At 69.2% G+C, this 13,977-nt stretch carries 8 protein-coding genes and 1 tRNA gene; 7 read left to right on the forward strand and 2 right to left on the reverse strand.

Annotated elements, in window-relative coordinates:
* Positions 1 to 34: 34 nt before the first annotated feature.
* Positions 35 to 107 (reverse strand) — tRNA-Arg (locus G5C50_RS07645).
* Between the two features lie 221 nt (positions 108 to 328).
* Here G5C50_RS07645 and rimO point away from each other — a divergent pair.
* The 5 genes from rimO to G5C50_RS07670 all read left to right on the forward strand — a co-directional run bounded on the left by rimO (position 329) and on the right by G5C50_RS07670 (position 9,952).
* Positions 329 to 1,774, forward strand: coding sequence for a 30S ribosomal protein S12 methylthiotransferase RimO (gene rimO / locus G5C50_RS07650; protein WP_165067315.1), 1,446 nt, complete (start codon positions 329 to 331; stop codon positions 1,772 to 1,774).
* A 21-nt stretch (positions 1,775 to 1,795) separates the two neighbouring features.
* Positions 1,796 to 2,416 carry a CDP-diacylglycerol--glycerol-3-phosphate 3-phosphatidyltransferase gene (pgsA, locus tag G5C50_RS07655; RefSeq protein WP_165067317.1) on the forward strand — a complete coding sequence of 207 codons (621 nt, stop codon included), beginning with the start codon at positions 1,796 to 1,798 and terminating at the stop codon, positions 2,414 to 2,416.
* A gap of 36 nt (positions 2,417 to 2,452) precedes the next feature.
* A complete protein-coding gene (locus tag G5C50_RS32545; RefSeq protein WP_165067319.1) occupies positions 2,453 to 3,457 on the forward strand; it encodes an undecaprenyl-diphosphate phosphatase in 1,005 nt (334 codons plus the stop codon).
* Between the two features lie 2,059 nt (positions 3,458 to 5,516).
* The gene (locus G5C50_RS32550) at positions 5,517 to 6,548 is read left to right on the forward strand and encodes a PD-(D/E)XK nuclease family protein (protein WP_240907025.1); all 1,032 of its coding nucleotides are present in this window, start codon (positions 5,517 to 5,519) and stop codon (positions 6,546 to 6,548) included.
* Positions 6,545 to 9,952, forward strand: a complete 3,408-nt coding sequence (locus G5C50_RS07670; RefSeq protein ID WP_165067324.1) for a UvrD-helicase domain-containing protein — start codon at positions 6,545 to 6,547, stop codon at positions 9,950 to 9,952. Before G5C50_RS32550 ends, G5C50_RS07670 begins: the two co-directional genes overlap by 4 nt.
* 10 nt (positions 9,953 to 9,962) lie before the next feature.
* Here the strand turns inward: G5C50_RS07670 and G5C50_RS07675 are convergent, their stop codons facing one another.
* Positions 9,963 to 11,939 carry a gluzincin family metallopeptidase gene (locus G5C50_RS07675; protein ID WP_165067326.1) on the reverse strand — a complete coding sequence of 659 codons (1,977 nt, stop codon included), beginning with the start codon at positions 11,937 to 11,939 and terminating at the stop codon, positions 9,963 to 9,965.
* Between the two features lie 199 nt (positions 11,940 to 12,138).
* On the opposite strand from G5C50_RS07675, the gene G5C50_RS07680 reads away from it, so the two are divergent.
* Both G5C50_RS07680 and G5C50_RS07685 read left to right on the forward strand, forming a co-directional pair.
* On the forward strand, positions 12,139 to 13,365 hold the full coding sequence (locus tag G5C50_RS07680; protein WP_165067328.1) for a tetratricopeptide repeat protein: 1,227 nt from the start codon (positions 12,139 to 12,141) through the stop codon (positions 13,363 to 13,365).
* Positions 13,366 to 13,459: 94 nt separating this feature from the next.
* Positions 13,460 to 13,975, forward strand: coding sequence for a response regulator (locus G5C50_RS07685; RefSeq protein ID WP_165067330.1), 516 nt, complete (start codon positions 13,460 to 13,462; stop codon positions 13,973 to 13,975).
* Positions 13,976 to 13,977: the final 2 nt, after the last annotated feature.

A 13,977-nucleotide genomic window follows, 5' to 3' on the forward strand; every position in this document is an offset into this window, starting at 1 on the left:
GACGCAAATCGCGTCAACGGCGAGGTTTGAGAAGTGCGCCCGGCAGGATTCGAACCTGCAACCTTCTGATTCGAAGTCAGTGACTCTATCCGTTGAGCTACGGGCGCCTGTGGGGGATGAGTATACCGAAGGAACCGGCTTCGGCAACAGATCGACTCATGGATTCCGCCTCGTTCGGACGGCCGGGGGATCATCCAGGTTCGTGCCCGATCCCGGAATCTTCCCCGGATTGGGGGGCCACGAACGGGGGGCGGAGGGATATAATGAGGTCCGACCGAGCCCCTTCGTGCGCGCCTCGGCCCCACGATCGAACACCACCACGAGCCCCATGACGCCAGAACATTCGACCGATCCCGAAGTCCGGGGGACGATCTCGTTCGTCAGCCTCGGCTGCTCCAAGAACACCGTGGACTCCGAGCGGATGCTCGGTCTGCTGGCTCAGGAAGGCTATGCGCTGGTGCCCGAGGGGAAGGATTCCGACCTCGTCATCGTCAACACCTGCGGCTTCATCGACGCCGCCCGCAAGGAATCGTGCGGCGTCATCGAGGAGATGCTCGACCGCAAGCGCGAAGGCCGCGTTAAGGGCGTGATCGTCGCCGGCTGCCTCGCCGAGCGGCAGAAAGACGTCCTGCTGGAAGAATACCCGGACGTCGACCAGATCGTCGGGGTCTTCGGACGCGAGCAGATCGCCCAGGTGTCCAATCGGATCCTCGGCGGCCTCCACGAGCAGCGCACGCTGTTCAACCCCGCTCCGGTCAACGCCCAGGACGACCGCGCCCGGCTCCGGATCACCCCGCGGCACCTCGCCTACCTGAAGGTCTCCGAGGGCTGCGACCGGCTCTGCACCTTCTGCGCGATCCCCTACATGCGCGGAAAGCACGTCACGAAGCCGATCGAGATGGTCGTCGACGAGGCCCGTGAGCTGGCCCGGGACGGCGTCCGCGAGCTGATCCTCGTCGCCCAGGACATGACCTACTACGGCATGGACCTTTACGGCGAGCCCCGCCTGGCCGAACTGCTCCGAGAACTGGACCAGATCGAGGACATCAACTGGATCCGGATCCTCTACAACTATCCCCGGCACTTCACCGACGAGTTGTACGAGACGATCGCCGGGGCCAAGCGGATCATCCCGTATCTCGACATGCCCTTGCAGCACATCAACGACCGGATGCTCAAGGTCATGAACCGCCGCCACACCCGGGCGGAGACCACGACGATCGTCGACCGGCTGCGATCCTCGATCCCCAACCTGGTCCTTCGCACCACGTTCATCGTCGGCTTCCCCGGCGAGACCGACGCCGAGTTCCAGGAGATGGCCGACTACGTCGCTGAGGCGAAGTTCGAGCGGCTGGGGGTCTTCACCTACTCGCTCGAGCCCGACACGCCGGCCGCCAAGCTCCCGAACCAGTTGCCGGACGACCTCAAAAACGCTCGGCGTGAGCGGATCATGCAGATCCAGCAGCCGATCGCCGAGGCGTTCAACAAGACCCTCATCGGCAACGAGCTGGACGTGCTGATCGACGGCCGCGCGCCCGGCCAGGACGACCTCTGGATCGGCCGGACCTACGCCGACGCCCCGGACGTCGACGGCGTCGTCCTGATCCCGGACCCCAACCTCCAGACCGGCGACTTCGTCCCCTGCGAGATCCTGGGCACCCAGGGTTACGACTTCGTGGGACGCTCGCTGGCCCTCCCCACGCGGCGGAAGCGGGCCCGTCCCCGCCCCCGCAAGCGGCCTGGGTCGTCGCTGACCATCCTCGACGGAATGTAAGAAGCCAAGGTGATACCCGCCATGCCTCCCGAGACCTCCGCCGTCGCCGAGCCCGACGCCCCAGCGCGGCCGGCCGGCCGGTTCTGGAACGTCCCCAACACGCTGACCGTCGGCCGCCTGGTGCTGTCGGTCTTCGTGTTCGCGGCGATCTCGATGGAGTGGTACGGTTGGGCCTTCGGCCTGTTCGTCGTCGCCGCTCTCTCCGACGCCCTCGACGGCTATTTCGCCCGCCTGCTGAACCAGGATACGCCCCTCGGCCGCCAGCTTGATCCGTTGATCGACAAGGTGATCGTCGCCGGCGCGTACATCTACCTGGCGGCGATCCCAGGCACCGGGATCTTCCCCTGGATGGTCACCACGATCGTCGTCCGCGAGTTGCTCATCCAGGGTCTCCGCAGCCTGCTGGAAGGCCAGGGCCAGGCGTTCGGCGCCAAGATGGCCGGCAAGTTGAAGACCCTCTTCCAGTGCCTGTCGATCTCGGCCGCCCTGCTCTGCCTCTGGTTCGTCACGCCGCATCAGGGATTGACGATCCTGCGCGACGGCTTCACCTGGATCGCCGTTTTCCTGACCGTCTACAGCGGGGCGAGCTATCTTTGGGGTGCAGGCCCCGCCCTCAGGGCCGAGGCCGCCCGGGGACGTTGACCCACCCGCTTTCCTCATGAGTCGGATGGCCGCCGAATGCTGATCGAATGGATCGAGGCCCTGGTCCTCGGCGTGGTCCAGGGCGTCACGGAGTTCCTCCCGGTCTCCAGCGACGGCCACTTGCTCGTCACGCAGCAGTTCTTTTCCTGGCTGACAGGCGTCGACCGCGGCGGCGCGGCGAACATCTTCCGCGACGTCATGCTCCACCTGGGGACGACAGCCGCCATCCTCTACCACTACCGCGGACCGATCCGACTCGGAATCCGCGGCTTGCTCAGCGACGACCCCGACGTCGGCCCGGACTTCCGCCGGCCCAAGGTGATGCACGTCGTCCTGCTGGCCCTGGTCGCCACTCTGCCGCTCGTCCCGTTCGCGCTGTTCCTGAAGAAATGGGTCGACAGCCTGTTCGAGAGCGACGTCGCCGCGCCGATCGGCTTCCTGATCTCGGCGGCCGTACTGGCGCTGGTCTCGTTCAAGATGCGGGGCCCTGACGGCCACGGCCGAGGCCCGTCGGAGACGACCTGGGTCGACGCCCTGGTGATCGGCTCGGCCCAGATGCTGGCCCCCCTCCCCGGGGTCAGCCGCAGCGGGACGACGATCGTCGCCGCCCTGCTGCTGGGGCTCTCACGCGTCTGGGCCGTCCGGTTCAGCCTGATGATCGCCGTCCCCGCCGTCCTGGGAGCCGTCGCCAACGAGCTGAAAGACGCGATCAAACACCCGGAAGAACTGGGCCTGGCGGCCGACAACGTGGCGCAGACGCTGGTCGCGATGGTCCTCGCAGGACTCGTCGGTTACATGGCCATCCTCTGGCTGATCCGCGTTGTCCGCTCGGGGAAAATGTGGTATTTTTCTGTATACTTAGTGTTGCTCGCGGCGGTGGTGCTCGGGCTGGTTTCGGCGAAGGGAGGCAGGAGTGGCGGCGACGCCTCACCGAACGCTCTGGACGGGCCCTCCCGGCGCAGCGATGTGCGAACGCCTGCTGCAACTGGACCCGACGGTCCGCGAAGCCCAGTGGATCGTCCCGACTCCCCTCTGCCGTGATCGAACGATCCGCGAGCTGGCCCTGCGGCCCTCGCGCGAAACCCACGGCGCGTCTCCTCGCGTCCGGTGCTGGGCCGACCTCTGGCGCTGGGTGGCCTCGTCCGTCAAGGACGCCCCGGGGCTCCTCTCGGTACCAGCCGCGACGGCCGTCTTCGAAGAGGCCCTGAGCGACGAGACGAACGGCGGCCGTCGAAAGCCGCTCGGCCCGCTGGCGGGCCAAGCGGGATGGCGTCGCCGCCTGCGACGCCGGATCGCCGCGTGGACGACCCAGGAACGCCATCGCGACCGCGACTGGGCCGAACCGGCCGACGAGACCGCCGCCGCCGAGCGCTCGGTCTTCCACCGCTACCGCCGCCTGCTGGAGCAGTTGAAGGCCGAGGACGAGGCCGGATTGGCCGTCTGGGCGTCGATCCGCCTCCGCGATCGCGCCGCCCGCTCGGGAGGCGACGGCGACCACCTCGTCTTCCTCGACTTTCCCGACGAGTCCCCGGCGCAGTGGCGGACGCTCATCGACGTCCTCGAACGCCCTCGATCCGTCGACGTCACGCTCTGTTACGAGAACGCCGAGGACCGCGCCGAGCTGTACCTGGCCGCCTCCTCCCTCCGCGAGCGGCTTCTCGAACGTGGGATGACGGAATCGGCCGTGCCTTCCTGCCCCCAACGGCCGGCTGGGCTGCGGGCGGTCGACGCCCTGCTCTTCAGCGAGACCGACCTGCGGATCGAGACCAGCGATGGACTCCACATCCGAGGCGGCCCCGTCGGTATGGACCTGGGCCGGATGGTCGCCCGAGAGGTGAAGAGCCTGCACGATCAGGGAGTCGATCCCGACGAGATCCTGGTGGGCTTCCCACGCTGGGACGACCAGGCGGAGGCCGTCTGCGAGGCCATGCGCGGGGCCGGCCTGCCGATCCACGACGCCGCTCCGAAGGCGCTCGACCGCGATCCAGGGGTCGCCGCGGCACTCCAGGCGGCGCGGATCCCGGCGGCTCACCGGCCGGGCGAGGAATGGGAAGCCGATGCCGTCGTCCGCCTCCTCCGCAACGGCCGGCTCCAGCCGAGTTGGGACGGGGGGATCGACCGCTTCGCCCTCGCCGAGGCCGCTTCGACCCTCCGCCGCCTGGACGTCTTCCGCGGCGGCAAACGAATCCTCACGGCCCTGGCGCGCGAGATCGCTCGCAGCGAGGAGGCGGCCGATCCTGCCGAGCAGGCCAGTCGCAAGCGGCGGATCGAGCAGGCCATGCGGGCCCACCCGATCCTGGAAAACCTCATCGGCGCGCTCGACACGCTCAACCGTCCTCGCCCCCGGGGCGAGCACGTCGCCGAGCTTCGCCGCGCGGTCGGCTCGCTGGGGATCGGCCGAAACGAGTGTCGGGCGTTGGAGACCCTTTGGGACGCCGCCGAGGAGCGTGCGGACGTCCTCGAACGCCTGGGCCGCGACCGGGCTGAGATCGCCTGGGTCGACTTCGTGGACGAACTCGCGGACCTCGCCGCCGAGACCGCCGCAACGCCGACGTCCCCGGCCCCTGGGTCAACCCGCACGACGCTCGTCGACGACCTGCCGGGCTGTCGCGCCGGGCACGTCGTCCTGGCCGGTCTGGTGGAAGGGAGTTTCCCCCGCCGGCCGGCCGTGCAGCCGTTCCTGACGCTGAAGCCCGGCGAGGAGATCCCGGCCGACGCCCGTCGCCAGTACGCCGTCGAGGCGCTCCGATTCGCTCGCGCCCTCGGGGCGGCTGACCGCGGGGCCCACCTGTTCTACCCCACCACCGACGCCAAGGGTCAGCCGCTCTTGCGGGCCGGATTCCTGGACGACCTGGTCAACGCCCTGTCGCCGACCGCGGACGCCGCCTGCCACGTCGCTCGGGCGCGGTTCCACCCCGCCTTGATCGGCGACGAAGACCTGGCCATCGCCCCCAGCGACGCGCGCGTGCTCGCCGCGGCGAAGGCCGCCGAACAGGGCCGCATGGGGAAGCTCCGCGCCCTGGCTCGCGATCCGGCTCATCGCGAACCGCTGGAGGGCGCGGCGGCGGCGCTGTACGCCCTGGAGAGCCGTCGCAAGGGGATGCCGTTCGGCTCGTACGACGGGCTTTTGGAAGACGCCGACGCCCTGGGGAGGCTCGCCAAGGAGTTCGGCCCGGCCGAGCACACGTTCAGCCCCAGCCAGCTTGAGACGTACCTCCTCTGCCCGTTCCAGTTCTTCAGCCGGCACGTCCTCCACCTGGAGCCGATCATCGAACGCCACGAGCTGGACGAGGACTACACCGAGCGCGGCAGCCGGCTGCACGACATCCTGGAGGAGTTCGAGCGGCGTCGAATCGAGGCCGCCGGAGCCGTCGCCGACGACCGGCTGCTTGTCGAGGCCGTCGACAAGGTGCTCGCCCACGAGCTGAACGACCTCAGCGAGTTGGAGCTGGGTCTCCGCGAGATCGAGCAGGCCCAGACGCGTCGGGTCATCGAACAGTACGCCCGCCAACGCTCCGACTACGAATCGAAGTCCGAGACGCCGCCGATCCCAAGGCACTTCGAATTGAACTTCGGTGAGCCGGGAGCCGAGCATCCGGAGTTCGAGCTGGCCCTCGGCGCGGAGGTGGTGCGGCTCAAGGGGCGGATCGATCGGGTCGACGTGGTGGAGACCGGGCCGGTCCCGCAATTCCGCGTGATCGACTACAAGAGCGGCCACGCCCCCAGCGGCAAGGACGTGACCGAGCAACGGATGCTCCAACTCCCCCTCTACGCGATGGCCGTCGAACGGCTCGTCTACCAGAACGGCGGCGCGGCGCTCCTGGACGTCGGTTACTGGGGGTTGAAGGACAAGGGCTTCAAACCGATCCTCCTGGAGCAGTGGGCCGAATTCCGCGAGGCCCTGATCGAGCGCGTTTTCGCCGTCGTCAAACGTCTCCAGAGCGGGACCTTCCCGGTCGCCCCCCAGAAGGACGGCTGCGAGTCGTATTGCGAGTACCGGAGCGTCTGCCGGATCCGCCAGGTCCGCAACGCGGACAAGGCGATCGAGGTCGTCCCCGGTCCCTCCACAGACAAGACGTTGAGCGGCCGGCCGGCAAAGAAGCCCGGTCGCTCGAAGGCGGGCCGATCATGAGCGGACACGTCGGCGACGACCAGGTCCGGCTCACAAGCGAGCAGCGCGGGCCGTTGATCGAGCGGCGGTCGAGCGTGGCGCTGGCGGCCGGAGCCGGCTGCGGCAAGACGACCGTCCTCACCGAGCGGTTCCTGGGGGAGATCGACGGCCTCGAAGGCCGCGCGCTGCGGTCGCTGGCCGTCATGACGTTCACCGAGAAGGCGGCGCGGGAGCTTCGCCAGCGGATCCGCGGCCGTTGCCGGGCGAAGCTCGCCGCCGGGGCCGATCCGGCGTGGTGGACGACGGTCCTCCGCGCCCTGGAAGCGGCCCCGATCGGCACCTTCCACGAGTTCTGCGGCCGCGTGCTGCGGACTCGCGCCGGCGCGGTCGGCGTCGACCCGGAGTTCGTCGTCCTCGACGACGTGGTCGCCGGCGCGCTCCGGGCGCAGGCCGTCGCCGCGACGATCCGCCGCCTGATCGCCGACCGCGACGCCGACATGCTGCTCCTGTCGGTCTCGCACGGCCTACGCGCGATCCGCGAGATGCTCGAGGACGCTTTGGCGAGACGGACCCCCGACGAGGTCGATCCGCTCGGCGATCTGGAGCCGCCCCAGATCGTCGCCCGCTGGCAGGACGTCTGGACGAAACGCGCCCGCCCGGCGACCCTCGCGCGGCTCGATCCGCTCTTTCGCGCCTGCCGCCGCACGCTTGAACCGCTCGTCGGCGTCAGTCCCAAACTGACGGCGCTGCGGGGCGAGGTGCTTGATGCGCTCGACGCCGTGGAATCCGACTCGTGTCGCGACGATGACCTCGACCGCCTTCGAGAGGCCGCCAAGGTCGCCGGCCTGCGCGGCAAGAACGACTGGCCCGACGATGACGTGAAGGCTCGCGTGGGGAAGGTCTTCGAGGATCTTCGCGGCAAGATCCGCGACCTCGGCAAGAAGCTCTCCTGGGACGAGGACGTCACGCTCGCCGCGGCCGAGGAGACGGCGCAGTTCGCGAGGCTCGTGAAGGCCGCCCGCGAGGAGTACGACCGCCTGAAGCGCCGACGCCGCGGTCTGGACTTCTCCGACCTGATCGTCCTGACCCGCGAGGCCCTCCGCGCGACGCTCGCCCAGGAGGACGCCGACGAGCCGGAGGTGGAGCCCACGGCGATCGACCTGGTGCTGGTCGACGAGTTCCAGGACACCGACGAGGTGCAGAGCGACGTCCTCCGCCTGCTGGCCCGCGAGGGCTTCCGCGAGGGCCGCATGTTCGTCGTCGGCGACGCCAAGCAGTCGATCTACCGCTTCCGGGGCGCCGAACCGGCCGTCTTCGGCCGCTGGCGCGAGGAGTTCCCCGAGCCGGGCCGGCTGCGCCTCTCGGAGAACTTCCGGACGGTCCCCAAGCTGATCCACTTCGTCAACGCCCTGTTCGCCGATTCCTTCTCAACCGGCTCCGAGCCCGACCCGGCCTCGGTCCGGCTGTCGCCCGTCCGCCCCGACCACGCCGACGACCCGGGCGTCCACTTTTTCTGGGTCGAGCCGCCCGCCGCCGCGGACGGCGAGCCCGCGCCGAAGCCCTCCGCACGGGAGTGCCGCGTCCGCGAGGCCGACGCCCTGGCGCGATGGCTCCGCGCCGAACTCGACGCCGGCTGGACGGTGATCGACCGCAAGGCGCGCGAGCCTCGCAACGCCCACGCCGGCGACGTGGCGATCCTGCTCCGAGCCATGACCGACGTCTGGCCCTACGAGACAGCGCTCGCTGATCAGGGGTTCGAGTACCACACCATCGGCGGATCGGCCTTCTATGCGCAGCAGGAGATCCTGGACGTCGTCAACCTGCTCTCGGTCGTGGAGGACCCGCTCGACGAGACCGCTCTGGCCGGCTGCCTGCGGAGCCCGTTCTTCGCCCTCAGCGACGAGGGTTTGTTCTGGCTCTCGCGCGGGGGCGGCCTGAGCCGGGGTCTGGAGCGGGCGGCCGACGTGCCTGGGCTCTCCAACCGCGACCGCGAACAGGCCCGCCGCGCCCGTCGGTTGCTCGCCGGATGGCGGGCGTTGAAGGATCACGTCCCGATGGCCGAGTTGCTGTCGCGGATGCTCGACGAATCGGGTTTCACAGCGGCCATCGTGTGCGAGTTCCTGGGCGCGCGGAAGCTGGCCAACGTGCGCAAGCTCGTCGAGACGGCCCGCGAGTTCGACCGCCGCGGCGGGTTCGGCCTGGCGGACTTCGTCGGCCGCCTCCGCGCCTTCGCCGACGACCCGCCGCGCGAGGAGCAGGCGTCGACCACCGAGGAAGACGGCGAGAGCGTCCGGATCATGACCGTTCACCAGGCCAAGGGCCTGGAGTTCCCCATCGTCTTCCTCCCCGACCTGAACCGCGACGCCGGCGTCCGGACCGGCTCGATGGGGTTCGACCGCGATCTTGGGCTCGTCCTTCGCCCTCAAGTCCTCGCGACCGAGTTGGAGAACCTGGACGGCAACGGCGAGAGCCTGGGCTGGCTGGCGTACCGGGCGATCGAGGAACGCGAAGAACGCGAGGAAGCCCTGCGGCTCTTCTACGTGGCCGCCACCCGGGCGCGCGACGACCTGATCCTCTCGTCCGGCTTCGACAAGCCGCTGGCCGAGGTCGCGGCCTCGGTCTCGAAGCTCTCGCCCGCGCTGAACCTGTTGTGGGAGCGGTTCGACGGTCGCACCGGCCGCCGAACCGCCGTCATCCCCGAGGACTGGCCCGACCCCGAGGTCGCCGTCGTCGACGTCGCCGCGATCGGAGCGACTGAGGAGCGTTCTCGCCCCGAATGGGTGAAGCTCCCCGAGATCGTGGGAGCGATCCTCGACGCCCCCCGTGAAACACCCGTCGAAGCGTCGCCGCCCGCCGCGCCTCGGTTCGTCGACCTGGAAGCGCCCCGGCTCTCGGACACGCGCTCCAGCCGTCTGGGCGAGATCATCCGAGCGGCGGCCGTCGACGCCGAGTTGCTCGCGGGGGCGGATCCCCAGAAGGTCGTCGCCAGGTTGGCCGCGAGGCGAACGCCGGCCGCGGGGAAGTCGCTGCAGGCCGAGGCCGTCGCCTGGCTCCGAACGTGGGTCGACAGCTCGTTCTTCACCAGACTCCGGGCCGCCGTCCAGTCGCCGGCCGACGTCCGCCCGTCCGAGGCGTGGGTGCTCCAGGGCGCGACCACGGTCAGAGGCTCGACCGACGCCCTGATCCGCGGCGGGGAGGACCGTCGCTGGCGGCCCTTGACCTTCCTCGCCCCTGGAGAGCCCGAAGCCTGGGGCCGACTGCGAGCCTCGCTCGCTGCGGCTGCCCTCGAAGCGAAGAATGTCGGCCCGCTAGGCCCCTCGTGGCTCCTGATCGTCACGACCGGCGGCGAGTTGAAGGCCGAGCGTTGCAACCCAATTACCGACGCCGAGCGTGACCGGCTGCTGCGAGAGATGGCGGCCGTTTGAACGCCGATGATTACTTGGCCGTCGCCACGCCTTCTTCAGACGTCGCCAGGCGTGAGGCTTCGAGGGCGGCGTGGTCTCGCCATCGGCGGTCGAGTTCGGCCACGCCGTCGATCTGGTACGCCCCCTGGAGAGCGGCGTCGGGACCTCGGCGCTGGGCGTCCTTGAGGAACGTCACGAACTGCGCGGGAGTTCCCTGCGACATCAGGAATTGAGTCAGGGAGACGCTCTGGGCGTAGTAGAGATTCCAGTCCTTGGCCGCGGGGTAGTCGATGGTCATCAGCTTGTCGAGCCCGAAGACGCGGCCCTCGGCGAGCGGGGCGTTCAACTCGACGGCGCGGCCGACCTGCTCAGAGACCGGTTCGGCGAGGACGGCCATCCCCTCGTCGGCCCATCGCGGAATCTGCTGGTCGGTGAAGACGTCGGCCAGGACGACGTGCGTGACCTCGTGGGGAAGAATGGCTGAGATGATTTGGGGGTGATCGGCCCGGAGGTTCACACGTCGTGCGACGACCCGGCCGCCGCCGATGCCCATCGTCGAGAAACCGGGCGAGGTTTCAGGCTGGCCGGTCATCTTGGCGAAGTCGGCCGGCGTGGGGTAGAGGTAAAGGTCGCAGCGCGGGGACCAGGCCGTCCGGGCCGTGGGACTGCCCCAACGGGCGCCCTGCGAAGCTCGCACGGCCTCGGCGGCCTCGGCGGCCCTCGCGGCCAGTTTGGGGTCGGTGTGAAAAATCCGGAAGCTGGCCGTCTCCAGAACCTGCCAGGAGACGGGCGAAGCGGCCTTCCGAGCGGGAGCCGCCTGCGCAGCCGGTGAAAGCTCTTCGACGGGTGCCGCCGGGACCGGAGCGGGTGCCGGCAGGTCGTCGGTCGCGGCCGGAAGCTGAAGCTCTTGCGCGGCGGCCTTGCGAGCCTGAGGGTCGACCCGGGGCTTGCGCGGAGCGGGCGTTATAGGCTCGGTCTCGGGCTCGTCGGGAGAAGCCCCTCGGACGGAGACGCTCGGCCCTTTGGCGACCGGCCGCCGACCGCTGCGACCCTCGGCCACAAGATCCTTGAGGTAATCGCCGAACCAGTTCCCCGGCATCAGCTTCTGGACGCTGTCGACCTCGCGGTCGAGTTGTTCCCATTCCTGCTTGGTCTTGGGGCCGGCGTTGATCCGGGCGACGATCCCGGCCCACCGGCAATACGCCCAGGCCTTGGCCCGCGTATCCGGCAGCTTCCCCTGACGCGCCAATGCCGCGTAGCTCTTCCCCGCTTGCTCGTACTTCTTGGCGTTGAAGAGGGCGTCGGCCTCAGCCAGTTCATCGCGGGCGGCGGGAGGGGTCGACGCGGGCGTTTCGACCGGATCCGGAGCGGCGGCGGGGGTCGAGGCGGAGGCCCTGCCGACGCGGTCGTCGCGCGTCCTCGCCGAGGGAGCAGCCGCGGGCTTCGCGGGGGGCGAGGCCGGCCCGCCGAGCGCCGGGAGTTCGGTCGACTGGTCCGCCAGCGGATCCGAGGGAGGATCGACGCGGGGGATGGCCGTCGATTCAGCGTCCGCAGGAAGCGTCTTGGGGGATGCCTCGGCTGCAACCTTGGGGGTCGAGGCCGGCGTCGGAATCGGCGGCAGCGAGCGGACCGGAGCGGTCACCGCCGGAGACGGTGCGGCGGCTGGGGCCGGCGCGGGGCTCGCAACCGCCGGTGCGGGAGTCGTAACTTCCAGGATCGCCAGATCGTCTTCGTAAGCCGCTGCGGACTTCGAGTTCCCGGCGGCCCGGGCGTCGCGGATCAGGCCCCGGTAGGTTTCCTTGAGCAGATCGACCAGCGCCTTTCGGTCCTCGGCTGAGGGTGTGGGCGAACTGCCGAGGGCCTCTTCCAGCAGAGCTGCGGCCCCTTTCAGATCCTTGGCGGCGATCTTCAGTCGAGCCTGACTGACCGAATCGGCAGGGGCGGCGACCGCGGAGATGGGTGCCAGGAGAGCGGCGACGATCGCGAGGGAGCGGAGAGCCTGGCGCATGACATCCGTGTCCTGCTGAAGGTGCGATCGGTCCGTCGGCTCAGTCTGCGGGGATCCGTGTCCCGGTTTGAGAGGTCAGTCGGAGTATGTCGGCAAACCGCCGGCTCGTCAAGGGGAGGGCTTGCGATCCGGCCGATGCGTCGGCCATGATCGGGTCGAGTCCCCATCTCCTCGAACAGGATCAAGAACGATTCGGCCCATGGGAACGACGCACGGACGACGCCGAACCGGCCTGGGAATCCTTGTAGCCGCAGCGTTCGCCGCTTGCAACGGCCCCGGCGCGGAGAATCCCGATCAACTCTGGCGCGACGCCGAGGCAAGCATTCAAGCGCGACGCTTCGACGAGGCGCAGGCCCTGTTCGAGCGTCTCGGCAAGGCGCGCGCGCCGCTTCCCCGCGACTGGATGCTGCGAGCCCAGATCGCCCTCGCCCGTGAACAGACCGACGAAGCGCTCGCCGCGCTGGCGGAGATCCCAGACGACACCCCGCTGGCGTCTCAGGCCCGGCTGCTCGCCGGCCAGATCGAGTTGCGGCGCGACCGAGCTCGGTTCGCTGAGAAACATCTCCTGGAGGCGATCAGGCTCGATCCCAGGGCGGCCCAGCCGCTTCGAGAATTGATCTACATCTACGGGATGCAGTTGCGTCGTCGTGAGTTGAGCGAGCAGTTCGCCGCGCTGGCGGAGGTCTCGGCGCTGCGGTACGAGAACCTCTTCCACTGGTGCCTGATGCGAAACTGCCAGTGGGAGGCCGGCGAGGTCGCTCAAACCCTCGGCAAGTACCTCGCGGCCGACCCAGACGACCGCGAATCCCGCCTGGCCCTGGCCGACAACGACCGCCGGTTGGGACTCTACGACGAGGCCGAGGAGGCGCTGGCCCCACTTCCGGAAACCGACGCTCGGGCTCTCGCTCTGCGAGTGATGATCCTGATGGAACGTCGTCAGGAAGACCGGGCCGAGGAACTTCTGGCCGCCGACCGCTCGAACGACCCGGAACTGGCCCGACTCAAGGGGCGGATCGCTCTCGCCCGCCGCGACGGGCCGGAAGCCCTGCGCTGGTATCGGATCGCGTATGACGACGACCGGACCAACCGCGACGCCGTTTTCGGCCTCATCCATGCCTATGAACTCTGCGGCCAGCCTGAAATGGCCGCCCCCCTCCGCAAGGAAGCCGAGTCCCTGGAAGCGTTTAATTCGCTCGTCCAGCGGATGGCCACGCCCGCCGGCCGCAACGACCCCGACATGATCCGTCAGGCGGCTCGCGCCTGCGCGCAGGCGGGACTCATCCCCGAGGCCCGTGGATGGCTCAAATTAGCCATCAGCCGCGACCCGCTTGACGCCGCCGCCCAGCAGGAACTCTTCCGCTTCAACGAGAAGCACCCACCTGAAAAGGACCGCCTCGCCAAGGCGCCCGGCGCCAACAAGCCTTGACCTCACCGTCGCACGTCCGGTCTTCGAAGACGCGACCGCGGCACGGATGTTGCTTGAAGAGATGTTGCGTAGACAGTGGTCGGGAGGGAGCATCATGAAGACCAAGTCGACGGACAAGGCGACCCCCGAACGCTGCGTCCTGATCATCGACGACAACGAGGACCTGGCGCTCTCGCAGGCCAGCCTCTTGCAATACTATGGATGTCGGGTGGATGTCGCGCACGACGGCTGGGAAGGGCTGCGACTCGCAACCCAAAAGCCGCATGACGTCATCTTTATCGACATCGGGCTGCCGGGAATGTCGGGTTATGAGGTCGTCCGCGCCATCCGATCGGCCCTCGCCGATCCGCCGATCCTGCTGGCGCAGACGGCATACGGCCAGCCCGAGGATCTCCGGAAATCACGCGAAGCCGGCTTCGACGCCCACCTCGTGAAACCCGTCGACCCCAGCGAGATCATTCGCCACGTTCTGCACGGGCGGGAGGCTCTGAACGACTCGAACGCGGGTTCCGGAGACGACTCTCCGCCGACGCCCCTCCCCCCTCGAAACATCCGTACGTTCCCTCCGCGATCCGGGTCCGATTGGGGCGAGGCCTGCGCTTACGGCTGACG

It is taken from the genome of Paludisphaera rhizosphaerae (assembly GCF_011065895.1).
In the GTDB taxonomy this organism is placed as follows: Bacteria; Planctomycetota; Planctomycetia; order Isosphaerales; family Isosphaeraceae; genus Paludisphaera; species Paludisphaera rhizosphaerae.

Bases quoted from the DNA above. Each gene is read 5' to 3' on its own strand.
- G5C50_RS32550 (WP_240907025.1), top strand. From the start codon at position 5,517: ATGCCGTTCGGCTCGTACGACGGGCTTTTGGAAGACGCCGACGCCCTG.
- pgsA (WP_165067317.1), top strand. From the start codon at position 1,796: ATGCCTCCCGAGACCTCCGCCGTCGCCGAGCCCGACGCCCCAGCGCGG.
- G5C50_RS07685 (WP_165067330.1), top strand. From the start codon at position 13,460: ATGAAGACCAAGTCGACGGACAAGGCGACCCCCGAACGCTGCGTCCTG.
- G5C50_RS07680 (WP_165067328.1), top strand. From the start codon at position 12,139: ATGGGAACGACGCACGGACGACGCCGAACCGGCCTGGGAATCCTTGTA.
- G5C50_RS32545 (WP_165067319.1), top strand. From the start codon at position 2,453: ATGCTGATCGAATGGATCGAGGCCCTGGTCCTCGGCGTGGTCCAGGGC.
- G5C50_RS07675 (WP_165067326.1), bottom strand. From the start codon at position 11,939: ATGCGCCAGGCTCTCCGCTCCCTCGCGATCGTCGCCGCTCTCCTGGCA.
- G5C50_RS07670 (WP_165067324.1), top strand. From the start codon at position 6,545: ATGAGCGGACACGTCGGCGACGACCAGGTCCGGCTCACAAGCGAGCAG.
- rimO (WP_165067315.1), top strand. From the start codon at position 329: ATGACGCCAGAACATTCGACCGATCCCGAAGTCCGGGGGACGATCTCG.